General features: G+C 51.8%; 20 protein-coding genes. 9 read left to right on the top strand and 11 right to left on the bottom strand.

Annotation, left to right across the window (positions count from 1 at the left end; genetic code table 11):
- Positions 1-186 precede the first annotated feature (186 nt).
- The 4 genes from ACJJIN_RS18985 (at position 187) to ACJJIN_RS18970 (ending at position 4,490) form a co-directional block, all read left to right on the top strand.
- Positions 187-1,734 (top strand): phosphoenolpyruvate carboxykinase, encoded by a 1,548-nt coding sequence (locus ACJJIN_RS18985; RefSeq protein WP_282930824.1) that lies wholly within the window; start codon positions 187-189, stop codon positions 1,732-1,734.
- A gap of 186 nt (positions 1,735-1,920) precedes the next feature.
- The gene (locus ACJJIN_RS18980; protein ID WP_444895776.1) at positions 1,921-2,601 is read left to right on the top strand and encodes a hypothetical protein; all 681 of its coding nucleotides are present in this window, start codon (positions 1,921-1,923) and stop codon (positions 2,599-2,601) included.
- Between the two features lie 16 nt (positions 2,602-2,617).
- Entirely contained in the window at positions 2,618-3,328 is a 711-nt protein-coding gene (locus ACJJIN_RS18975) for a D-Ala-D-Ala carboxypeptidase family metallohydrolase (RefSeq protein WP_444895775.1), read from the top strand.
- An 82-nt stretch (positions 3,329-3,410) separates the two neighbouring features.
- Entirely contained in the window at positions 3,411-4,490 is a 1,080-nt protein-coding gene (locus ACJJIN_RS18970) for an AI-2E family transporter (protein ID WP_413663709.1), read from the top strand.
- 73 nt (positions 4,491-4,563) lie between these two features.
- On the opposite strand, the gene ACJJIN_RS18965 is transcribed toward ACJJIN_RS18970, so the two are convergent.
- Positions 4,564-5,361 (bottom strand): bestrophin-like domain, encoded by a 798-nt coding sequence (locus tag ACJJIN_RS18965; RefSeq protein ID WP_444895774.1) that lies wholly within the window; start codon positions 5,359-5,361, stop codon positions 4,564-4,566.
- Between the two features lie 156 nt (positions 5,362-5,517).
- On the opposite strand from ACJJIN_RS18965, the gene ACJJIN_RS18960 reads away from it, so the two are divergent.
- On the top strand, positions 5,518-6,039 hold the full coding sequence (locus ACJJIN_RS18960; protein ID WP_444895773.1) for a peroxiredoxin family protein: 522 nt from the start codon (positions 5,518-5,520) through the stop codon (positions 6,037-6,039).
- Positions 6,040-6,096: 57 nt separating this feature from the next.
- On the opposite strand, the gene ACJJIN_RS18955 is transcribed toward ACJJIN_RS18960, so the two are convergent.
- From ACJJIN_RS18955 to ACJJIN_RS18930, 6 genes are all read right to left on the bottom strand, one after another.
- Complete coding sequence (locus tag ACJJIN_RS18955) at positions 6,097-6,435, bottom strand: PAS domain-containing protein (protein ID WP_444895772.1); 339 nt, start codon at positions 6,433-6,435, stop codon at positions 6,097-6,099.
- Positions 6,436-6,681: 246 nt separating this feature from the next.
- On the bottom strand, positions 6,682-8,088 hold the full coding sequence (gene ntrC, locus ACJJIN_RS18950) for a nitrogen regulation protein NR(I) (RefSeq protein ID WP_444895771.1): 1,407 nt from the start codon (positions 8,086-8,088) through the stop codon (positions 6,682-6,684).
- A 3-nt stretch (positions 8,089-8,091) separates the two neighbouring features.
- On the bottom strand, positions 8,092-9,174 hold the full coding sequence (gene glnL, locus ACJJIN_RS18945; RefSeq protein ID WP_444895770.1) for a nitrogen regulation protein NR(II): 1,083 nt from the start codon (positions 9,172-9,174) through the stop codon (positions 8,092-8,094).
- A 316-nt stretch (positions 9,175-9,490) separates the two neighbouring features.
- Positions 9,491-10,045 carry a DUF4124 domain-containing protein gene (locus tag ACJJIN_RS18940; protein WP_444895769.1) on the bottom strand — a complete coding sequence of 185 codons (555 nt, stop codon included), beginning with the start codon at positions 10,043-10,045 and terminating at the stop codon, positions 9,491-9,493.
- Between the two features lie 188 nt (positions 10,046-10,233).
- On the bottom strand, positions 10,234-11,640 hold the full coding sequence (gene glnA, locus ACJJIN_RS18935; RefSeq protein WP_108734896.1) for a glutamate--ammonia ligase: 1,407 nt from the start codon (positions 11,638-11,640) through the stop codon (positions 10,234-10,236).
- Positions 11,616-11,864: a hypothetical protein gene (locus ACJJIN_RS18930; RefSeq protein ID WP_444895768.1), complete on the bottom strand. Its 249-nt coding sequence runs from the start codon at positions 11,862-11,864 to the stop codon at positions 11,616-11,618. The genes glnA and ACJJIN_RS18930 overlap by 25 nt, the downstream gene beginning before the upstream one ends.
- Positions 11,865-11,965: 101 nt before the next feature.
- On the opposite strand from ACJJIN_RS18930, the gene thiI reads away from it, so the two are divergent.
- From thiI to ACJJIN_RS18915, 3 genes are all read left to right on the top strand, one after another.
- Positions 11,966-13,447: a tRNA uracil 4-sulfurtransferase ThiI gene (gene thiI / locus ACJJIN_RS18925; protein ID WP_444895767.1), complete on the top strand. Its 1,482-nt coding sequence runs from the start codon at positions 11,966-11,968 to the stop codon at positions 13,445-13,447.
- Positions 13,448-13,647: 200 nt separating this feature from the next.
- Complete coding sequence (gene typA, locus ACJJIN_RS18920; protein WP_282930811.1) at positions 13,648-15,456, top strand: translational GTPase TypA; 1,809 nt, start codon at positions 13,648-13,650, stop codon at positions 15,454-15,456.
- A gap of 534 nt (positions 15,457-15,990) precedes the next feature.
- Positions 15,991-18,006, top strand: a complete 2,016-nt coding sequence (locus ACJJIN_RS18915) for a glycosyl hydrolase family 18 protein (RefSeq protein WP_444895766.1) — start codon at positions 15,991-15,993, stop codon at positions 18,004-18,006.
- A 113-nt stretch (positions 18,007-18,119) separates the two neighbouring features.
- Here ACJJIN_RS18915 and ACJJIN_RS18910 read toward each other — a convergent pair whose 3' ends face one another.
- Together ACJJIN_RS18910 and ACJJIN_RS18905 are read right to left on the bottom strand one after the other, a co-directional pair.
- Positions 18,120-18,881, bottom strand: coding sequence for a hypothetical protein (locus ACJJIN_RS18910; RefSeq protein ID WP_444895765.1), 762 nt, complete (start codon positions 18,879-18,881; stop codon positions 18,120-18,122).
- Positions 18,882-19,418: 537 nt separating this feature from the next.
- Positions 19,419-19,940 carry a macro domain-containing protein gene (locus ACJJIN_RS18905; RefSeq protein WP_444895764.1) on the bottom strand — a complete coding sequence of 174 codons (522 nt, stop codon included), beginning with the start codon at positions 19,938-19,940 and terminating at the stop codon, positions 19,419-19,421.
- A gap of 178 nt (positions 19,941-20,118) precedes the next feature.
- Here ACJJIN_RS18905 and ACJJIN_RS18900 point away from each other — a divergent pair, with 178 nt between their 5' ends.
- Positions 20,119-21,201, top strand: a complete 1,083-nt coding sequence (locus ACJJIN_RS18900) for a GGDEF domain-containing protein (RefSeq protein WP_444895763.1) — start codon at positions 20,119-20,121, stop codon at positions 21,199-21,201.
- A 3-nt stretch (positions 21,202-21,204) separates the two neighbouring features.
- Here ACJJIN_RS18900 and ACJJIN_RS18895 read toward each other — a convergent pair whose 3' ends face one another.
- Positions 21,205-21,975 (bottom strand): VIT1/CCC1 transporter family protein, encoded by a 771-nt coding sequence (locus ACJJIN_RS18895; protein WP_444895762.1) that lies wholly within the window; start codon positions 21,973-21,975, stop codon positions 21,205-21,207.
- An 11-nt stretch (positions 21,976-21,986) separates the two neighbouring features.
- Entirely contained in the window at positions 21,987-22,469 is a 483-nt protein-coding gene (locus ACJJIN_RS18890; protein WP_444895761.1) for a GNAT family N-acetyltransferase, read from the bottom strand.
- Between the last annotated feature and the right edge of the window lie 13 nt (positions 22,470-22,482).

The following is a 22,482-nucleotide window of genomic DNA, read 5'->3' as shown; positions in this document are numbered from 1 at the left end:
TAAGTTGCCTGAATTTAAGTCGACATTATTTTCCATGACAGCGCTGTCATTGACTACAAAATAGCCACAGTTGGTATCCGCATATTTTGAATTTTGCAATAATGCGCCCCCAAAATTTTCTACGGCTGTCTAAACCTTGGGCAGCCCCATTTTATTTACTGTCCAACTTTCACGGGTATTCCACGAATGGCACAGATCGACGACTCCGCGATGGTCTTCAAGAACCTATCACCGGCACAATTGGTAGAGCAGGCTCTGACGCGCGGCGAGGGCAAGCTGTCAGATACAGGCGCTCTGGTGACTGAAACCGGCGCACGCACCGGTCGCTCCCCGGCTGACCGCTTTGTTGTAGAAGAGCCCTCCACTGCCGACAGCATCGCCTGGGGCAACGTCAACCGTCCTTTCCCGCAGGATAAGTTTGACGCCCTGTGGGATCGTGTAGAGGCTTTTGTTGCCGGTCACGATACTTTTGTTCAGCACCTGCATGTGGGCCAGGATGAAGATCACTACCTGCCAGTGGTAGTGACCACCCAAACTGCATGGCACAACCTGTTCGGCCGCAACATGTTTATCCGCGCCGAAAAGTACAACCCCAAGTCCAAGGAAGAGTGGCAAATCCTGCACGCTCCTCACTTTGTCTGTGAGCCCGAGCGCGATGGCACCAACTCCGAAGGCTGCGTAATTATCAACTTCGGTCAGCGCAAAGTACTGCTGGCCGGCATGCGCTACGCCGGCGAAATGAAGAAGGCAATGTTCTCCGTACAGAACTTCCTGCTGCCGGAAAAAGACGTAATGCCCATGCACTGCGCAGCTAACGTCGGCGAAGATGGCGATACCTGCCTGTTCTTCGGCCTGTCCGGTACCGGCAAGACCACCCTGTCCGCCGACCCTGAGCGCTACCTGATCGGTGACGATGAGCACGGCTGGACCAAGGGTGCCGTCTTCAATATGGAAGGTGGCTGTTACGCGAAAACCATCGACCTGAGCCAGAAAAATGAGCCGGTAATCTGGGATGCCATCCGTTTCGGTGCCATCGTTGAAAACGTGGTAACCAACGATCACGGCACTGCTGACTACTGCGACACCAGCCTGACAGAAAACGGCCGCTGCTCCTACCCGCTGGAACACGTCGAAATGCGTCAGCTGGAAAACCGCGCCGGCGAGCCAAAGAACGTTATCTTCCTGACTTGCGATGTATCCGGCGTACTGCCACCGGTATCCATCCTCTCCAAAGAGGCTGCGGCTTACCACTTCCTGTCTGGCTACACCGCCCGCGTAGGCTCCACCGAACTGGGCGCAGAGGCCGGTATCCACCCGACCTTCTCCACCTGCTTTGGCGCGCCGTTTATGCCCCGTGCACCGCGCGAATACGCAGACCTGCTGATGAAGCGCATCGAAGAGTTCGGCTCCAAGGTCTACCTGGTAAACACCGGTTGGACCGGCGGCTCCGGCGACAACGGCAAGCGCTTCCCGATTCCGGTAACCCGCGCTGTCGTTGCCGCTATCCAGAGCGGCGCCCTGGAAGGCGTTGCCACTGAGCACCTGGATGCCCTGAACCTGGATATCCCGATGGAAGTGCCCGGCGTGGACAAGTCTTACCTGAACCCTCGTGAAGCCTGGGCTGACAAAGCTGCTTACGACGATCAGGCAGGCAAGCTGGCCAAGCTGTTCGCCGAGAACATTGAGAAATTCAATGTCAGCGAAGACGTTAAAAATGCAGGCCCTAAAGCCTAAGTAGAGGTTGTCGGGCACAGTGCGCTGTCCGTGACCCAAAAGCCGCTGCTCCCCCAGGAGCGGCGGCTTTTTTTGTGGCTGATCCCAAGCCCGCAGCCCGTCGATTTTTGCGGCTATAGTGAGTAAACAGGCGCCGACGATTTTAGCGTCGGAGGAAAAACTCTCTCAGCAGCAATCGCGAGCACTATGTCCGCAGGTAACTCGTTTACTCGCTTCGAAACTCTGTTCCCACACAAGCCGCCCGGGCAAAGAGTCAATCGGGTGGTCGTCAGTGCCCTCACTTTAATACTCAGTGCCATCCTGTTTACCCTCTGGCTCTATCTATTCCTCTCCTCGCAAGAGAAGTCCTATATCGAGCAGCGTGGCTATCGCCTCGCCAACGAGGAGACCTTTAACAAATTCCTGCGAGAGGGCAGTAACCGCTCCAGCGTACAAGCACTCAATCAATTGCTTCGGGACCGGGGTGTCGCTGAGGTTTTTCCTATTCGTGATCTTCTGCGACAGGGGGGGGACTGGCTGGAACTGGGGGAACCCCCATTCGCCATACCACCCAGGGACCAGTGGTCCAATATTGTGAAAACCCTCACCCTGGTGCGAGATCAGGTAATACCGCTAATTGGCCCTGTCACCGTGATTTCCGCTTACCGCACTGATGCCTACAACCGAAAACTTGCGACCGAAGACCAGCCCCGCCACCGTGACTTTTGCGGGCTGGACTTAATTCCGAACTCCAATATCGGTAAAAACGAACTCGCTGAAGAGCTAAGCACACTGCACGCACGCCTCGGTCCCGACAGCCATGTCGGGATGGGCCTGATTGACGATGTCCTGTTTCATGTCGATACCTGTGGCTATCGCACCTGGTAATTGAGGGAGCTGCCCGATGGTTATGCAAAGTAACAAAGAATGCGTAGAAATCGGCCAGCGTCAACTGCGCCGGCGGATCATCATCATTGGGGCAATCGCACTGGCGATTCTCACCGGTCTATTTGTTTTTACTTACGAACGCGCGCGCGAGGCTGATGACCGGGTGAAATCCCCTATCGATATCCTACCGCTGCTAATGATCCCGGAGGTTTACGATATCCAGGGCTATCCGGCAGCTTCCGAGAGGGCATTCAGCCGCTTCCTGAGCAAAGGCAATAACCATGCACGCTTTACTCAACTCAAAAAATTCCTGCGCTCCAACCGGGTTGAACAGGTTGTGCAACCCTATGAGCTATTGCGTCAGGGCAGTGACTGGCAGGATTTGGACGAACCCGCATTCGCCATCCCTCCCAAGGAGCTCTGGTGGGGCATCGTAAATACTCTGCGGGTAATCGAGCGGGAAATAGTGCCCCGCGTCGGCCCGGTAACAGTGGTCTCCGGGTGGCGCACCGTGGATTACAACCGTAAGGCCGGGGGTTCCAAGGGAAGTAAACATCTGCATTTCTGCGGGCTGGATATAGTTCCGAAAAAGAAGTTCTCCCGAGAGCAATTGGTGCCCGTACTGAGGGATATCCACAAGCGCAACGGCCGCGAGTGGCAAATGGGCCTCGGAATCTATCGGGGCATTCGATTTCACGTGGATACGTGCGGATATAGGCGCTGGTAAAACCCCACTGCATCTGCTTAGATAGAGCAAAAATTAGGCGCCCTACCACTGGGCTGCCGAAAGAGAAGCAGAGGAAGTCGCAGTGCAAGAAAAACTGGAAAGGCGCTCATTTATATTGACCTTGTTATTGGTCAGCGTAGCTTTTTTACTCCTAATAAAACCCTTCTTTACCCCTATTTTTTGGGCTTGTGCCACCGCACTAATTTTCTACCCCGTGTACCGTCTGCTGATGCAGCGCTTTCCCAATTCGCCTAATTTAATGGCTCTGCTAACCCTGTTTATGTGTATCGTTCTATTGGTGATACCCGTATTGGTAGTGGCCACCTCTTTTATTAATGAAGCGGTAACTCTGTATCACCGGATCCAGGAAGGACAAATTGATGTTTCTAAATCCTTTGAGCAGATTCGCAGTGCTTTCCCCAGGGTTAACAGCACGCTCGAGAGTATTGGCGTGGATGTCGAGGAGGCCAAGCAGCGCCTGATGGGTGGAGTGATGAATGCCGGTAGCTTCGTCGCAAAAAATGCGATTGAGGTCGGACAGAATACTGTTAACTTTTTCGTTATGTTGGGCTTAATGCTCTACCTCACCTTCTTTCTGATTCGCGATGGTGAAAGACTGGTAAACCTGATTATCCACGCCCTGCCACTGGGTGATGAGCGCGAGCACCTTTTGTTGGCAAAGTTCGCTGAAGTCACTCGCGCAACCATCAAAGGAAATCTGGTAGTCGCTATTACCCAGGGCGGCTTGGGCGGAATTATTTTCTGGGTGCTGGGCTTACCGGCACCGGTGCTTTGGGGTGTTTTAATGACCCTGTTGTCATTATTGCCCGCCGTCGGTGCCGCATTGATCTGGTTCCCCGCTTCTATCTACCTCTATGCTATTGGCGAACCCATGAAGGCAACGATTTTACTCGCCTATGGTTTCACCGTGATCAGCCTGGTAGATAACCTGTTGCGCCCAATATTGGTGGGTCGAGACACAAAACTCCCTGACTATTTAGTGCTTTTCTCCACTGTCGGCGGTCTGTTTATGTTTGGAATCAGTGGCTTTGCGATAGGGCCTCTGCTCGCTGCATTATTCCTCGCCTTTTGGGAGATTTTTATGCGTGAGTTTGTGCATCCCGAAGATGTCTTAATGCCACAAAAACCTGAAGATCTTTAACCTGTTCCCCGGGGCGGAAAAGCCTTAATTCCGCCCCATCCTATTAATATGCAAAGTCAACTCGCACAACAGCTCAGGGGGCAGCCTCCTGTAGCTCTTTCAGCTGCAAATTGAGATCGCTCATCGGCGATTGATCAACCAACAGTGCTCCCTCATTTGCCCGATCCAAATCCGCCACCAGTAAAATCACTGTTGAGAAAGTCAGGGCCAAAGCTATAACTACTTGGGCAGATCCCCCGCGACTTATACCCAACTGGTATCCAATTGCCAGCATCGCCAAAATGGTCATAAAGTACAGGGACAGCCAGAGTGGACCCGGTATACGGTATTGCAGCCCAACCACAACCCTGGCGCGGTGCAGATCTACCATCCCGTTAACCTGCTCGGCAAACTGGCGTAAATAATCGGCGTTGTAATCCTGTACGATGTGCGCCTCGATCAAACGCCAAAGAGCCTGGTGAATTTCCTCACTGCGAGCTACATCTTCCGGAGTGACGGCGATTGATGGGTCAATATCCCTGAGATTTGCATATTCAGCTATTAGGTCTCGCGCCTTATTCTGCTTATCCAATTGCAAAAAGCTCGCATTTAAATATGCGGCCTGGATGGTATTGACCTCCTGCAACAGCAATGCCTTGCGTTCATTAAATCGGTCGGCTGTCATATTAAAGGTAAATGCCAAAACAAATGCGACTAGGCCCAAAGTGGCAGCTACCGCACTGCCCAGGGAAGAATCCTCCTTGATACTGGCATTCACTACCCGCCACTGCCCCAGATAAATCCCCACAGCTAAAGCGCAAAGCACTACGGCAACTGAAATGGTATAGATCAGTGGAAGTGGCAGAGTATAGAAAAGGCTGTCAAAGCGCATTTAAGCCCCTGCAAAACGGCAAGTCCATAACGGTGCATTGACGCACCAATATTCTTACTTTGGCGCATAAAGCATAGCAGTTATAGCTGAGCTATTGGCCAGTTAGACCTTAGGGCAGTAGCATAGGCGTATCGGTAAACTACAAGGGAAATATTCGTGAAATATCTGCTGACCCTCTTAATTACGGCGTTTATCAGCCTTCCCAGCCTCGCTCTGGAAGTTGGTGAAATGGCGCCAAATTTCACTCTACAGGGGTCTGATGGCCAAACCCACACATTGGCGGACCTCCAAGGCAAAAGCGCTGTTGTGATCGCCTGGTTTCCCAAGGCATTCACCCGTGGCTGCACCATAGAGTGTAAATCGCTCGCCCAAAACGGTCACTTGATCAAAGATTATGAAGTCACTTACTTTATGGCCAGTACAGATGATCTTGACGATAACACTCGATTTGCTGAAGAGAGCGAAGCGGACTTCCCGTTACTCAGCGACCCCACCGGTGAAACGGCTAAAGCGTACGATGTACTTATTCCCGTAATGAATATCGCCCGTCGCGTTACCATTTATATCGGTAAAGATGGACGAATTAAAAAAATTGACAAGGATGTTAAGCCGGCAACCAGCGCAGAGGATATAGCGCGAACACTTGGTGAATTGGGTGTTAAAAAGGAGTCAGCCTGATAATAAATAGTCCGGAGCGACTAAATAAACGATGAAATAGCCCAGTGCTCTATTGGGCTATTGGGAATCAATGACAAAAGATATCCCAAAACAGCAATCCCGCCCTTCAAATTCATCCAACCACTTGCAGACATTCAACGTAACCTCTCCACGGCTGGATTTATCGACATACTCTTGCAGGTGCTCGGGTTTCCCTGAGGAAAAAACCCGATCATCCGCAGCTTTTAATGTATCAGCATTATTTGACCAAGGAAGTTCCCGGTCTGTCTTACCAGTCACTTCACCACCGGCCAATTGACATATTTGGCGATTACCCCATAGATATACGCCTGTTTGATCTTTAACCCAAAATAAAAATGGAACCTCGGCAACTACTTTCAGTTCATCAGCAGTCATATCTTCTCAATCATCTAAATACCAGCAATTAACTCTAATTTTAGCAGGCAATAACAACATCACTCAGGATTCTATACATAGCTGCATTTTCAAGTTTATTCGCTGAAACCAAAAGTAAATAAATATTAATAGATGACTGTTAGCAAAAGACTCAACCATGAAAAAAATTAAGAGCGGCCTGATAATGAGATATGAGTATATTTCAAGTAGGTCTTTCCATCGTGTTTGGTAAGACCTCACTGTTATTTACTCTCCACCAATTTCCAATTCTTTTAACTTACGTGTCAGAGTATTTCTACCCCAGCCCAGCAGATCAGCAGCATCGCGTTTGCGCCCAGCTGTATGCTTAAGGGCAATTTCTATTAACGCTTTTTCAAATGCGGGGACAGCCTCATTTAAAATCTCGCGCTGCCCAGAGGATAGGGCCTGATCGGCCCACAGGCGCAGTGCTTTTTGCCAGTCTGCCGGTGTTTCTGTCGTCGCGCCCTGCTGATGCAACTCCTGTGGCAAATCTTCAATATGCACCTCGCGTCCGGAGGCCATCACGGTAATCCAGCGGCAGGTGTTTTCCAGTTGTCGCACATTACCGGGCCAATCCAGCCCAGAGAGGTACTCCTCAGTTTCCTTGGTTAGGATCTTTGACTCCACCCCCAGATCTTTTGCCGCAGCATTAAAGAAGTGCCTCACCAATCGCGGAATATCCTCACGGCGATCCGCCAGTCTTGGAATATGGATGCGAATAACATTCAGGCGGTGAAACAGGTCCTCGCGAAATTTATGCTGACATACCAACTCTTCCAGATCCTGGTGAGTTGCCGCAATAATACGCACATCCACTTTGACCGGGGTGTGGCCACCGACACGGTAAAATTCACCATCAGCCAACACGCGCAATAACCGGGTTTGCGTATCTGCGGGCATATCACCAATTTCATCTAGAAACAGGGTGCCACCATTGGCCTGTTCAAAACGTCCGGCACGCTGAGAGCTAGCGCCAGTGAAGGCCCCTTTTTCATGGCCAAATAATTCTGACTCCATCAGGTCCTTGGGTATAGCCGCCATGTTCAATGCAATAAATGGCTTATCCCTGCGCGGACTGTGATTGTGCAGAGCCTGCGCCACCAACTCCTTACCGGTACCGGATTCACCATTGATTAAAACGGTGATGTTGGAGTGAGACAAACGGCCAATCGCACGGAAGACCTCCTGCATCGCCGGCGCTTCTCCAATGATTTCTTTGTTACCCTGACCATTTTCCGGCTCAATCTGTTCTTCAGCACTCTGTTCGCTGGCATGCATCAATGCGCGCCGGGTTACCGCTACGGCTTCATCTATATCAAATGGCTTGGGCAGGTATTCAAAGGCTCCCCCTTGGTAAGCAGCTACCGCGCTATCCAGGTCCGAGTGCGCAGTCATAATAATTATCGGCAGGCTCGGTCGTTCAGCCTGGAAACGCTGCAACAATTTAAAGCCATCGGAGCCCGGCATGCGGATATCACTGATTACTACATCCGGTGAATCGCTATAGAAATCATCCAGGGCGCGGTCGCCACTCTCGTAGCACTGGGTATCAATTCCCTCACGCGATAGCGCTCTTTCCAGCACCCAGCGGATTGATCTGTCGTCGTCAATAATCCAAACGCGATTACTCATTCTCTAGGTTCCTGTATTTGCTAATTCGGTAGTCAGGGGCAGATAAATTTGGAAAATGCTACGGCCGGGTTGGCTGTCACACTTAATCAACCCCTTGTGCTGATTGATAATGTTCTGGGAAATCGAAAGTCCAAGACCTGAACCCTCGGCGCGGCCGGAGATCATCGGGAAGAATATCCGCTCGCGAATTTCCTCCGGTATGCCCGGTCCGTTATCTTCAATTTCGATACGGCAGACCAATGGGCAATTGCGGCGGCCAATGGTGAATTGGCGCTGGATACGCGTGCGCAGTACCATTTCCCCACTACTGAGACCAATACTTTCATCGATGGCTTGCATGGCGTTGCGGGCAATATTAAGCAGCGCCTGAATCAATTGTTCGCTATCGGCGGGGACATCGGGAATAGACGGATCGTAGTCCCTGCGAATTTGAAGCTCACCGATACACTCAGCATCCAGCAACTGGGCAACCCGCTCCAGAACCTCGTGCACATTAACCGGTTGCAGTACTACCGGCTGGCGTGGTCCCAATAAACGGTCAACCAGATTGCGCAGGCGATCCACTTCCTCGATGATAATCTGTGTATATTCGTCTAACTCCCGGCCCGGCAACTCGCGCTGCAATAGTTGTGCAGCCCCGCGGATACCACCGAGGGGGTTCTTGACCTCATGGGCCATACCGCGAACCAGGTTTCGTGTCGTTTCCTGGGCACTGAGCAGCGCATCTTCCCTGGCAATTCGCAACAGGCGATCCATCGGCTGCACTTCCACAAGCAACACAGAAAACTCGGGGACCGGGCTGACTGAGTAATCCACGGTCCGGGTTTCAAGATTGTTCAACCTCCAGCTGGCCCGGCGCACTGTATACTTCTCATTTTTGCGCAGTGCTTCCCGCATAGCACCATAGGCAGAGGGAGATTCTCGCACCACCTCCTCCAACTTCGAGCCTTTAACCCGGGTACTGGAGGCGGCCAACAAGTCCTCAGCAGCATTGTTCAAATAGCAAAGCGATAAGTTTTCATCCAGCACCAACACTGCGGAAGTCAGGCTATCGAGTAATTGGCGCAACTGGCGATCATTCAGCATTCACAAAATTTCCGATTCATTCCGAGGCTCTGACCAAACTCCATTTGGTCACCCCCAGCAAACTAGCGCTGTATCTAGTCAGTGCAAAAAGCAAACCAAAATGGCGCATAAGCTGGCATTTGTAGGCGGAAGCAGCTTCAACCGGACACAATCAGTGCGCGATTAGCAACAACGGCATTGCGAGTATTCAGTCTCAGAAATAGGATGCCGCCGACCACAGAGAGAATGCACCATTAAGGTGCATAGGTCAAAAAACAGGCAGGCGGACTTTAGAGCGAAGTAAGGGGTAGCGGGAGCTTTGCACTCCCTCAAACATTCACCCCCGAGCTATCGGGCGCTTGACATGAATTGTGATCGTTTGCGACTGGGCCAATACTTGCCCTTTGGGCCCTAGCAGAACCGCCTTGAGCGTATGGGTACCGCGGACCAGGGCGGAGATATCCAGGGAGTTACCAGCCGAACTTCCCTGCCAGCGCTGCCCATCAATAACCGCATAAAAGCTAGCGCCCTCTGGATAATTGGGGGCCACATCCACCTGAAGCGCTATCAGTGTCTGCCCTGGCGGAATAGTCGCCTCATTAATTGGACTCACAATTCGAATCGATACCGGCCCCAACTCTCCATCATCACTTTTGGGCGACAGCTTTCTTGTGGGCAGCTGGCGGGGCAGCGCAATTGGCTGAATATTGATTGGGGCTAAATCCACTTTCTCTGAGTTGCCATTTGCCGGTGGTGTATCGCTAAAACTGACCTGGCCATCGGGCCCAACCACTTTGTAGATCGCGCCAGCCTCTTCATTCTCTTGAGAAGCCGCAACTGCCACCAGAGGCATTGCGAGTAACAGGGCCTTTAATTGCCAAAACCTTGCCATAGTGTTTTCGACCGCAGGGCGGACGCTCCTTTCTTCCCAGATCGGGCCAATGGGATATTCCTGAGCCTCCGCGTAGCGGCACTCAATTCACTTCCACTGACAGTGTACTCGCAATAAAAAAGCCCGCACCAGGGTGGCGCGGGCTTTTCGAGAACAGCTCGACGGCATCATCGTGATGCCGGTCGCCATTACACGGAGTAGTACATATCGAACTCAACCGGGTGAGTGGTCATGTTCAGGCGCTCTACTTCTTCACGCTTCAGCTCGATGTAGGCATCGATAGCATCGTTAGTGAATACACCACCGGCTGTCAGGAACTCGCGATCCTGATCCAGAGCATCCAGGGCGCCTTCCAGGCTGGAAGCGACAGTCGGGTACTCAGCCAACTCTTCCGGCGGCAGATCGTACAGGTCCTTGTCCGCAGCATCGCCAGGGTGGATCTTGTTCTTGATACCGTCGAGACCCGCCATCAGCAGTGCGGCGAAAGACAGGTATGGGTTGGCGGTCGGGTCCGGGAAGCGAGTCTCGATGCGCTTGCCTTTCGGGGAGGGCACGAAAGGAATACGGATAGACGCAGAGCGGTTGCGCGCAGAGTAAGCCAGGATTACCGGCGCTTCGAAGCCAGGTACCAGACGCTTGTAAGAGTTGGTGGAAGCGTTGCACAGCGCGTTCAGGGCGCGAGCATGCTTAACGATACCGCCGATGTAGTACAGAGCAGCTTCGGACAGACCAGCGTAGGCGTCACCGGCAAACTGGTTTACGCCATCCTTGCTAAAGGACTGGTGAACGTGCATACCGGAACCGTTATCGCCAACCAGCGGCTTGGGCATAAAGGTCGCGGTCTTGCCGTAGGCGTGGGCAACGTTGTGTACAGCGTACTTGAGGATCTGTACTTCGTCCGCTTTCTTAGTCAGGGTGTTGGCGGCAACGCCGATCTCACACTGGCCAGCAGTACCCACTTCGTGGTGATGCACTTCTACGCGCAGGCCCATCTGTTCCATCGCAGAACACATTGCGGCGCGAACGTCGTGCAGGGAATCCACCGGAGGAACCGGGAAGTAACCGCCTTTAACGCCGGGACGGTGACCAATATTGCCTTCTGCAAAGTTGTGACCTGAGGACCAGGCTGCTTCTTCGGAGTTGATCTTGTAGAAGGCGCCGCCCATTTCGGCACCCCAGGTGATGTCGTCGAATACGAAGAACTCGGGCTCGGGACCGAACAGAGCGGTGTCACCCAGGCCAGTGGACTTCAGGTATTCCTCAGCGCGCAATGCGATGGAGCGAGGATCGCGCTCGTAACCCTGACCAGTAATTGGGTCGACGATGTTACAGCGAATGATAACGGTGCTCTCATCGGTGAAGGGGTCGAGGAAAGCTGTCTCGTCGTCCGGCATCAGGATCATGTCGGATTCGTTGATGCCCTTCCAACCGGCGATGGAAGAACCATCGAACATTTTGCCTTCTTCAAAGAACTCACCGTCAACTTCCGACGCAGGGATGGAAACGTGTTGTTCTTTACCCTTGGTATCGGTAAAGCGCAGGTCTATCCATTTCGCTTCACTTTCATTAATCAAACCGAGCGTTTTCGCTGACATTGCAGTCCTCCAGGTCTTGAAAAGTAATTGGTCGCTATGCCTTGCTGTCGCTGCCGGCATTCACTCTCTACCTGGCGTGAAATAAAGCAAGGAGTGTGCCAAATTAGGGCAATCGCCTCATAGTCCCGGTTGGCGCCGGTGCGAGCCCCAGCAAAGTGCTGACGCAGCCAGGATAGATGTATTGTGGCCGAGCAGCCACATAAATACGCACCAAAATAGAACATACTTGCTCTCGCTTCGCCCGCAAACAGTGCACAACCAACTTGGCTCCGGCTAGTTTATAATGCCGCACCTTCTATCAACATGCGGTACCCCACGGATTCCCATGCACTTTGTCGTCAAGTTTTTTCCAGAGATCACCATCAAGAGCAACCCTGTGCGCAAGCGCATGTCGCGCCAGCTCAAGGACAACCTGCAGCGCCTGCTGCGCCTGCTGGACGACCGTATCCAGGTGCGAAAGGATTGGGAAAAGATCGATGTGATCGCGCCCGATGCTGTGTCCCACCTGGGTGGACGTATCGAAGAGGTGCTCTCTCACACCCCCGGCATCGCCAACTTCTCCCGCGTGCGCCAGTTCCCCCTGGGCGACCTGCATGACATGTACGAGAAAACCCTGTCGGTATGGGGAGACGCCCTGAAGGACAAGACTTTCTGCGTCAGGGTTAAGCGCACCGGCAAACACGACTTCCAATCCCTGGATGTGGAGCAGTACGTGGGCGGCGGCCTCAACAAGAACACCGAGGCATCCGGAGTCAAACTGAAAAACCCCGACATCACCGTTAAGCTGGAGATCCGCCACGATAAGCTCAACGTGATCGAAGAGCAGCATCCCGGCCTGGGCGGCTTCCCCCTGGGCACGCAAGACCCGGTTTTGTCGCTGGTATCCGGTGGCTTCGATTCTACCGTGGCCAGTTACATGACCATGAAGCGCGGTATCCGCACCCACTTCCTGTTCTTCAACCTGGGCGGACGCCAGCACGAGTTGGGCGTGAAAGAAGTCGCCTACTACCTGTGGAACAAATACGGTGCTTCCCATCGGGTGCGCTTTATCACTGTGCCGTTTGACGAAGTCGTGGCAGAGATTCTCGAGCGGGTCGACGACTCCCATATGGGCGTCATTTTGAAGCGCATGATGCTGCGCGCCGCCGATGTGATCGCCAAGGAACTGGAGGTGGACGCCGTAGTCACCGGTGAAGCCATCGCCCAGGTTTCCAGCCAGACCCTGAAAAATCTGTCGGTGATCGACAGTGTTACCAATACCCTGGTATTGCGCCCACTGATCACCACCGACAAGACCGATATTATCCGCACCTCCCGGGCCATCGGCACTGAAGAGTTCGCCGCCAATATGCCGGAATACTGCGGCGTTATCTCGGTAAAACCCACCACCCGCGCCAAGATTGAAAAAGTGGAGTCCGAGGAAAACCGCTTCGATTTCACCGTCCTCGATCGCGCTATCAGCAATCGGGTGATGCAAAATATTGATCAGGTGATCGAAGAAGTCGATGGCGAAGCACCGGATGTGGAGATCCGCGAAGAGCCGGGCAGCGCTGTGGTTATCGATATCCGCCACCCGGATGAGGAGGAGCTGGATCCACTGGAGCTTGGCTGTGAGGTGCAGACTATTCCTTTCTACCGTCTCAACAACAGCTTTGCCCACCTGGACCAAGAGCGTGAGTACCTCCTGTATTGCTCCAAAGGCGTTATGAGCCGCCTGCACGCCTCACACCTGTTGGACGAAGGTTTTCGCAATGTGGGCGTGCTGCGCCCGCTGATTCCCCACAGACCGGAAACCATTAAGAAGTAACTTCTGCTCAAGGCGCGGGCAATTACCGCCCGCGCGGGTTTTAAAGCGATCAGCGCCCCGGGGCGGTGATTTTTTACTCAAAATCACTCCCAATTGTCATGCGGCCCCCCTATAATCGCCGCCTTTGGCCGGAATGCTGCTGTAGAAACCCCGCAGGCCCCCGCCCCGACTTACCAAGATTTAACGCCCAGAGGCCCCCAGTGATAGAGAATCTGCGCAATATTGCGATTATCGCCCACGTAGACCATGGCAAAACCACCCTTGTGGACAAGCTGTTGTCCCAGTCCGGCACTCTCGACCGCCGCGACGAAGGCGCCGAGCGCGTCATGGACTCCAACGATCAAGAGCGTGAGCGTGGCATCACCATCCTGGCGAAAAACACCGCTATCCGCTGGAATGACTACCGCATCAATATTGTCGACACCCCAGGGCACGCCGACTTCGGCGGCGAGGTAGAGCGCGTACTGTCCATGGTGGATTCAGTTCTGCTGCTCGTAGACGCAGTAGATGGCCCCATGCCGCAGACTCGCTTCGTAACCCAGAAGGCGTTTGAGCAGGGCCTCAACCCGATCGTGGTGATTAACAAGATCGACCGCCCCGGCGCTCGCCCCGACTGGGTGATGGACCAGGTATTCGACCTGTTCGACAGCCTCGGCGCCACCGACGAGCAGTTGGACTTCCCGGTTGTCTACGCCTCCGCCCTGAACGGCATCGCCGGTCTCGACGACACCGACCTGGCCGACGATATGACGCCGCTGTTCCAGATGATTGTGGACAAGGTTGAGCCCCCGAAGGTTGACCCCACCGGCGCCTTCCAGATGCAGGTTTCCGCTCTGGACTACTCCAGCTACGTAGGCGTAATCGGCGTTGGCCGTATCACTCGCGGTACCCTGAAGCCGAACCAGCAAGTGGTAGTTCTCGATCGCGAGGGCAACTCGCGCAAAGCCAAGGTCCTGCAGGTTATGGGTTACCTCGGCCTGGAGCGTGTAGAAGTGGAGCAAGCCAGTGCTGGCGATATCGTGTGTATCACCGGTGTGGGTGAGCTAAATATCTCCGATACCCTGTGCGATCTGGATACTCCAGAAGCCCTGCCCGCCCTGAGCGTGGACGAGCCCACCGTAAGCATGACCTTCCAGGTCAACGACTCCCCCTTTGCTGGCCAGGACGGCAAGTTCGTTACCTCGCGCAACATCAAAGAGCGTCTTGACCAGGAGCTGATTCACAACGTGGCCCTGCGTGTAGAGCAAGGCGACTCTCCTGATAAGTTCAAGGTTTCCGGCCGAGGCGAATTGCACTTGTCTGTCCTGATCGAATCCATGCGCCGAGAAGGTTTCGAGCTGGGCGTTTCCCGCCCCGAAGTGGTGCAAAGAGAGGTCGACGGAGAGATCCACGAGCCTTATGAAGAAGTGGTTATCGATGTTGAGGAACCCCATCAGGGGCCCATTATGGAAGAGCTGGGCCTGCGCAAGGCCGATCTCACCAATATGGAGCCCGACGGCAAAGGTCGCGTGCGCCTAACCTTTATCGTGCCCTCGCGCGGCATGATCGGCTTCCGCTCCCAATTCCTTACCATCACCAGTGGTTCTGGCATTATGACCAGTATCTTCGACCACTACGGTCCGGTGAAGCAGGGTGAAGTGGCCAAGCGCATCAACGGTGTACTGGTTTCCATGGTCAAGGGCAAAACCCTCGCCTATGGTCTGTTCGCACTACAAGATCGTGGTCGCCTGTTCCTGGGCCACGGCGAAGAGGTCTACGAAGGCCAAATCGTCGGTATTCACTCCCGTGGCAACGACCTGGTGGTAAACCCCACCAAGGCCAAACAGCTCACTAATGTGCGCGCGTCAGGTACCGACGATGCACTCACTCTGTCACCACCCATTCGTCACACCCTTGAGCAGGCTCTGGAATTTATCGAAGACGATGAATTGGTAGAAGTGACTCCTAACTTTATCCGCCTGCGCAAGAAAATTTTGCAGGAAAATATGCGCAAGCGCGCGAAGAAATAATTAGTATTTTCTTCAACTTTAAAAAGGGCCCCCTGGGCCCTTTTTTGTTTTTTGTCATATCATGACATCTTCAATCCCTGAAGAGGGACAATCAAAAACTTCTCCGTAGCAACATTACATAGTAAAGCGGTGATTGATTAACTCGACAGAAGCCGTGCTGCACTAAACTGCAGGGAGGCTGCCTGCAAGAGGCCGTAAATATCGCTCGCCAGAATCCGGTATTTTTTTCCGATCTCTTACCCCAAAAAGAAAATTTATCTTCTTTTGATATTAAATAATCGACCATTTTTATCGTTGATCTGCTCAAATATTTATTCCTGGAAGGTGCAGTTAAATTTATGCCCGCACTTTTTATTGTCCCCATCATAAAATTACAGCGGAAATAAATATAACCACTCAGCCACTACCCTCCGTGGCTTGCACATTTATTCCACATTTCCTCGCGGAACTTTTACCTCTTCATTTATTCAAATTTTTCCACATATAACGACAAATTTCTTTATACATAATTAAGACCTATGGGAGGTCAATCTAATGTTTTCTTTCCTGCAATCTCAGGATCGAACAAGGATGTTGGTGGGCAGCCGCAGTGAACGCGGATCTAAATTTGGGTTTAAATTAAAAGCTGCGGCGGCACTCGCAGCAGCAATCGCCATCAGCGGAAACGTCAGCGCACAAGAAACCTCTAAACGTGTATCTGCCTATTGGGCCGATTGGGAATACTGGGCCGACTCATCCTTCACCCATGACAACGTGGATTTCTCCAAGCTCACTCACGTTCAGTACGCCTTTGCCTGGAATGACGAAGACGGCAACATCTACTTTACAGACCCCTACGTTTTCTACGGCCTGGGCGCCCAATCATTTTCCGGCGGCGCCGGTGATGGTCCCGTAAAATGCTCGCCGCAATTCTGGCACCCCTACAGCCAATACGATTCCAGTATTCAGCCCGCGGTCTGCCAGGGCTGGAATGACCACGAATCAGGTTTTGTAAAATCGGTACATGACGACGGTGCCAAGGCGATCCTGTCTATGGGCGGCTGGACCCTCTCCCACAAAGTCTCTGAGATGATGGAGAGCGACACCGCACGTGCAGCCTTTATCGAAAATGCAGTGACACTGCTTACTGACTGGGATTTCGATGGTCTCGATCTCGATTTCGAATACCCCGGCTATGCACCGAACGGCGGACGCTCGATCGACAAAGAAAACTTCACCACCCTGCTGCAAGAGCTGCGCGCGCGCTTTGATGAGGTTGAAGCGGAGACCGGCAAAAATCTGGAACTGACCGCTGCCGTGGCCTGTGGCCCCTCGATTGCAGAAGAGGGTTATGATTTTGCTGCTGTGGGCGAAGTCCTCGACTATGTCAACCTGATGACTTATGACTTTGGTGGCGACTGGGATACCGTAGCCCAGCATACCTCGCCGCTGTACCCCTATGAAGGCCAGGTCAACGAAGGCTTCGACGCAGACAGCTGCCGCAATATGTGGATGACTGAGGGCAATATTCCTGCTGAGAAGATCACCCTGGGTATGTCCCACTACGGCCGCAGCGTAGCTAGCGCCACCGCAATCGGTGAAGCCGCCTCCGGACAAGACGTCGCTCACTGGGGCTCTGACACCGAGACGCGCTACTACCAGATCGTTGAGAAAATGCAGAGCGACTCTTCATTCCAGACCGCTTACGATCCCGAGGCCGTCACCCACTATGGTTGGTTTGAGGATGGCGGTTTTATCTCTTTCGAAGATACGACTTCTATCGCCGCACGCGCCCAATATGTGCTCGACCAGGGCCTTGGTGGCGTGATGATCTGGCAGCTACGCGGTGGAATGCTATTGGAGAACAATGAATACCAGTATCCACTACTCGATGCCGCACTCGAAGTTTTCGGACAGGGTGGCTCCAGTGATAGCGATACCGGAGACACTGGCGATACCGGAGACACCGGAGATACTGGAGACACTGGAGACACTGGAGACACTGGAGACACTGGAGACACTGGAGACACTGGAGACACCGGAGATACTGGCGACACCGGAGATACTGGCGACACCGGAAGTGGCGGTGGCAATAATAATGGCGGAAGCAGCGCCTGCGTCGCGTTTGAGCAGCCCTATGCCGGCGACCCAGGTTATTCAGTCGGTGACGTTGTTGTCTTTGAAGGAGTCGCCTACGAGTCCACCCACGAGCCAAACTGGTGGTCTCCAGGTTCCGCGCCATCGCTGTGGACCGAAACCACCTGTCAAACTGAGGGCGAAGGCTCCGACAATGGTTCCGACAGCGGCTCTGACGATAGCAACAACAATGGCTCCGATAGCGGTTCTGACGACAACGCCGATAACGGTTCCGATGACAACACCGACAGCAATCAAGGGTCAGGTGAGACCGCTTCCTGCCCCGAATTCCAGCAGCCTTATGCTGGTGACGAAGGCTATCAAGTTGGCGACCTAGTAACCTTTGAAGGCCAGGTTTACGTGTCTACCTTTGGTCCCAACTGGTGGTCCCCGGCTAGCGCCCCCCAGTACTGGGAAGCGAGTTCCTGCCAGTAACCTGGATACACTGTGGCCGCCTTCTCAAGGAAGGCGGCTCTATGTATCTTTTAATAAAAGGGCCCTTATCGGGTCCTTTCTATTTATTATTTAGTCCGCGCTTAAAATAATTATTACGGCGTATCTTGTAAGATATGCATCACTTCATCAAAGTCGCCCTTTGACAAATGATTTCTCAACCAACGAATACCATCGTCTGTCAAATTTTGCTCGTACTTAATGTGCTTTTGATCTCGCAGATAAATTCTGAGCCTGGGGTAAGAGGCAATAAATCTCTGCAGCTTATAATCAATTAAATTAATTTTTATATTATCATCCATTCTTAAAATATATTTTGGAACCCAACGGCTACGTGCCGCGCCAATACCAGTAGCTGTTTCAACCGTCTGTATCTGGCTCCAATTATACTTTTTAGGAAAAAGGGAAAATAATGAATTTAATTTCACCCCATTGGAGCTGACAACAAAATAATTATTTAGTCCCAAAACCATCAAAGGTAAAAAACAAGCTAAAAAAAACGAGAGAATCCTTAAATTGTTACGAATTGACTGCTTTAACCCATATTCCTCAAAATATCTTAGACCGAGTTCCTTATCAAGTTCTACTCTTGCCGTAGGGATTAAGTATGAAATCAGCTTAGAGAAGGTCGCAAATAATATTATAGAAATAAACATTACTGGCAGCATTGATAAAATATATCCATCATTAGTGAGGTCTGCCAAGATAGCGCCCTCAGCTAAAGACTCTACTCGCCGAGACACTAAAAGCTTAAAGTAAGAAACAACTATAATAGCCACCAATAAAAGGGAGAGCACGATGACAAACCAGTCCCACTTGCAGCGAATAATAACGCGCTTTCGATTCAGCAGCGGCATTGGGAACTGTAAAAAAGAGGATTTCTTTTTTACCTTAGGAGACTCCCACCCTAGACACAAAGCACATCTATGTCCTACATCTTCATAGATTTCTTGTTCCTGTATGCAGACTTTACAATAATTCATAGCCACTAAAAATTTATTAGGTTTAAAAAATACGCATAGAAGCCGGACGTATTTATTAAATCATTAATAACTAACTTTATCGAATAGATGGCTCGTTAAGACCAACGAAAGCAACATTTAGCACGATAGAACCAAATAATTAAATGTAGGCATAGCACTTAATAATCAACGGAAGAGTTAGAAAATGCTGTCTTGCATCTGAATAACTCCCAACTCATGAGATCAGAAGAAAACTAAGTTAGTTGTTGCAACTTAAACAGAAATGCCATGGCTCGATCTGCCTGCACCGCAGAACTACTTTATATACGCCACATTAGGTTATTGAAGGAACCATTAACTGCATGGAATCAATAGTGCTTAACTAAATAATTAACACAATAGGCTGTATCCCATTCAATTACCCGTGACACATCAATTATGGCCATAAAAGCGCTGCTCAACTTTCTGCCACTGCGCCAATGCAGTTTGTGAGTGCAAACAAACTGTGAGTCTCTCGAACCTTGAGGCATAAGCGCGTAAAACGGCCAATCCCTGATGTGCCGCAATCTCGTGAGGGAAGCGGTTAGTGCCAGCTCCCAATGCCGGAAACAGTATCGTTTTGCAGCCGCGCTCTATCGCCAACTCTAAAACACTTTCATAGCAGTGCCTCAACAGCACTATGGCCTGGCTCCCCCATTGATCGCCACTGCTCCACTGGGGCGTAACAGTATGCAATAAGTAATCGACCGGTAAATCATAGGCTCGAGTCACGCGAGCTTCACCAACTGGGCATGCTCTTTGATTGGCACATTGGGGGGTTAACCGAGTCCCGCACTGGGCATAAATCTGCGCTGAAAGCCCCCGCCCCCGAATAAGATGCTTGTGTGCCGGACACACCAGAGCATCTCCACGCATCGTCAAGATATCGCCAGAAGTCAGTTGAATTTGTGTCACGATTTCTCAGTTCTAAAGTTTGAGTTACTGATACTGTAGCTTGCTACTTTGGTCGGTGACAGATTCCCCCTATACTCACCATTGCTTCACTCCGGCAGTGGCTACCAGCATAGTTGTATGATGCAGGACGGTCCCGAGCAAGCGGAAGGTTGCAGTCGGTATAGCAACGGGAATGACTATGAGCTCAGGGTATAACAATCAAAACCCCGCGATATCCACCTCTATTGATGAAGTGCAGCGCATAGATCTGCGCAGACGGATATTGGCCTCCTCTTATATGCTGATATTCGCTATGGCTATCACCGGAGCCATGGCGATCATCGCCCTTACTGCAACTAATATCCTGCAGGCATCGACACTTTTTATCGTCGCGGTGGTTATTTTATTTGCGTATATCACTGTCAATATCATCGGTCCTACCGAGAAAACGCCATTATTGGTGGGAATTCTCTTATTGGCGCTGTATTTCTACTTACTAATGACTGGTGGTGTAAACAATACCGGATTGATGTGGGCAGTTATGCTGGTCCCCGGATTTATCAACCTTTACGGCTATAAAACCGGCACCACTGCACTGCTCGGCATAGGTCTCGCTACGGCAGCAATCCTGTTTTATCCGGATTTCCCAGGACTCACGGCCAAATATGATACGGCCTATCGTGCGCGTTTTATTGCAGTATTTGGCGCACTCACGGCTCTAACTGCATTACTTGACAGTAGCCGCCACCAAACTCAACAGCTCCTCCAGCGATTAACAGGTGAATTGGAGACTTATGCTGCCACGGACACATTGACCGGATTAGCGAATCGCAGAGAAGCATTTCGCGCCATTCATGAATTAGAACGCCGGAATGATGAGCTGAAAGATCAATATGTCATCCTTATCGGAGACTTAGATAACTTCAAGACGATCAACGATACCTACGGGCACTCCTTTGGCGACCGCGTATTACAAGATGTTGCCAAGATACTGAAAAGTAACACCCGGTCTGAGGATATTGTGGCACGCTGGGGCGGCGAAGAATTTTTATTGCTATTGCCGAATACTGACTTGAAAGGCGGCAGTGTCCTTGCAGAAAAACTTCGTCGCAGAGTATCCACCCTCAGTCGCCGCTATACACGCCCGGTAAAAATCTCAATCAGTCTCGGAGTCGTCGAAGGCAGCACCAATGGCAAGCCACTCAATCAGCTATTGGCCGAAGCAGATAAACGTATGTATCGAGCCAAGAATGGCGGGCGCAACAAAGTGGTAGCTGCATAAATATTAAGTCACCAAGTGGCGCAGTAGATAGCCAACGACGAGTGCCAGGGCCGCTGCGCTACTGCCAAAAAACAGAGTTTTTAAGCCCGCCACCAGCAGGTGGTGGGAAAACACCAGTCCTTTGCACAAGCCAATAGCAAAAAAAGCGCAGACCGACAGAACGGCGCTCGCATAAAATTGTTCGGCGGGATTAAGGCTGTGGAAAAGGTAGGGCAGCAGGGGAATAGCACCTACACACAAAAAAGCGGCGAAGGTTATCAGTGCCGCCCCCAGAGGCTTATGCTCTAAGCGGCTTATACCGTACTCTTCCGCCAGCATTGTCTCTATCCACAGCTTTTGATTCGCGGTGATAGTGGCAACAATATTATCGAGAACTTCACCTCGAAATCCCTTTCGATAGAAAATCTGCCTGATCTCTTCCCGCTCTCCCTCGGGAATTAAAGCAATATGCTGACGCTCTGTACGCATAGCTGCGGCTCGTTGCTCACGCTCCACACTGGCAGCTTCATAATTGCTTACCGCCATGCTGAAGCCATCAGCGATAAGGTTGGCAAAGCCCATCACAAGCACAACCGCTTCGGAGAAACCTGCACCAAAAGCACCTGCAACAATGGCAAAGGTAGTTACGCAGCCATCTATCGCTCCCAAAACAAAATCAGAGAGCCACTGTGACTGTGGACGACTTCGCAAGCGCGCCTCAATACGCTCCGGTCGATGCTCCTCAATTAGCGCTTCCCGGCTTTCCTGTTGGTGTTTTGGGTTTTGCCGGTCCATAACCAGGCGAGCTACTGTAAAAACCGCTGCATAACATAAGCATCTTGCAGCCTTCCCAAAGGATCGGTAAATGCTCTATCTAGCGTTTTGATAATAGTGAAGCCCAGCTCGGTATAAAGGGTAATTGCGGGCTCATTGTCGCTGGGAACGTAGTTGAACTGCATTTCCAAATAGCCGGCGTCTTGGGCCCTGGCGACTGCATGCTGGACCAGTGCACGATCTACACCGCGATCGCGCACATCCGTGTGCACGAGAAAATTGGCTGTCGCGACATGGCTATGAATACCAGGGAAATTAACCCCTAATTTATACACCCCCAGCAGGTGAGGTAACTCTTCGGCAACATAAGTCTGTAAGTCGTCATTAAGCCATTGAGCAGAAAACACTTCTCGACTGATCTTATGCGAGAAAGGCAGATCCCCTCTGTTTCGCACAACACTAAAGAGGCTCCACATGCCTTCGAGGTCACTCTTTATAGCCTGCCGAATATCCATAGGAATCCATATC

Source organism: Microbulbifer maximicatervae (SeqCode), from assembly GCF_052467505.1.
The sequence above is the reverse complement of the archived record's forward strand: the minus strand, read 5'-3'. Positions and strand labels throughout refer to the sequence as shown.